This window comes from Frankia torreyi (genome assembly GCF_000948395.1).
In the GTDB taxonomy this organism is placed as follows: domain Bacteria; phylum Actinomycetota; class Actinomycetes; order Frankiales; family Frankiaceae; genus Frankia; species Frankia torreyi.
Genome location: NZ_JYFN01000153.1, coordinates 1 through 1,031 on the forward strand (window position 1 = coordinate 1; position 1,031 = coordinate 1,031).

1 protein-coding gene and 1 pseudogene are annotated in these 1,031 nt (G+C 74.4%); both read right to left on the reverse strand.

All coding sequences use genetic code 11. The features are described 5' to 3' along the window. A pseudogene (locus FF36_RS31290) lies at nucleotides 1-631 on the reverse strand (hypothetical protein); the annotation flags it as partial. Further along, nucleotides 628-1,031, reverse strand: a 404-nt coding sequence (locus FF36_RS31295; RefSeq protein WP_044888823.1) for a DNA-processing protein DprA, incomplete at its 5' end; no start/stop codon positions are given. The gene FF36_RS31295 and the pseudogene FF36_RS31290, both read right to left, overlap by 4 nt.

The window sequence follows — 1,031 nt, forward strand, 5'->3', positions numbered from 1 at the left end:
GCAGGTACCCGTCCGGCGTGACGTCGCCGACGAACGCGTAGCGGCGAAGCGCGGCCGGCGGGACCGTGCCGGTGGCGGCGAGCAGGGCGGCGGCGACGGCGAGGGACGCCTCCCTGTCCTGTGGCTGGTGGGCGGGTGCCCAGCGGACCGTCAGCGCGGCGGCGTGGGGCCACGGCAGGCCGGTGTGCTCGAAGGCGACACGCAACCCGTCGAGCACCGGGTCGCCGCGGCCGGCCGGCGCACCATCGGGGACACCGACGGTGCCGCGGTCGCTGTCGCGGACCTCGAGGCGCAGGGTGATCGGCCGGGGATGTTCTGCGATCGGGATGACGGCGGTGGCGGGCAGGACGGTCCGCAGCCCGAGGAGCTCGTCGCGGTCGCGGGGCAGGCGCAGCCGCCGCCACGGCCACCCCGTCGTCCGGGCCGACCCCTGGGTTTCCCCGATGAGGACGAGGACCTCGACGTCGGGGAGCAGAAGCCCACGGACGTGGAGCAGGGCCCGGGGGTCGAGGGTCGGGTCGAGGATCAGGATGTCCCCGGCATCAAGCTGACACTCGGCCGTCCACGGGCGTACGCCCGCCTCGAGCAGTGCGCGTCGCAGGGCTGGGGTGTGGGCGAGTCCGACTCTCACCGCGCTCCTCCTGCGCTCGGGTCGGACGGGGCGGTCATGGCGGCGAGCAGGGAGGCGGAGACGGCGTCGGCGCTGTCGACGAGCGTGGCGTCGTGGTTACGGATCAGGTGGTGGGTCGCGGCGGTCGCGGAGCTGGTGATCGGGCCGGGCACGGCCATGACGAGGCGGCCACGGCGCCGGGCGTAGTAGACGGCGGCGAACGTGGTGCTGTGGAAATGGGCCTCGACGACGACGATGCCGGCGGACAGATAGCACAGCAGGTCCTGACGAGCGAGAGACCGATGCCTGCTGCTGGGGGTGTCGGGTGGGGCGTCGGAGACCAGCAGGCCGGGCAGGTTGGGTTCGCGGCGTTCGCAGGCGCGCAGGTCGAGTGCGGTGGCGTAGACGGCGATCGGCGGGG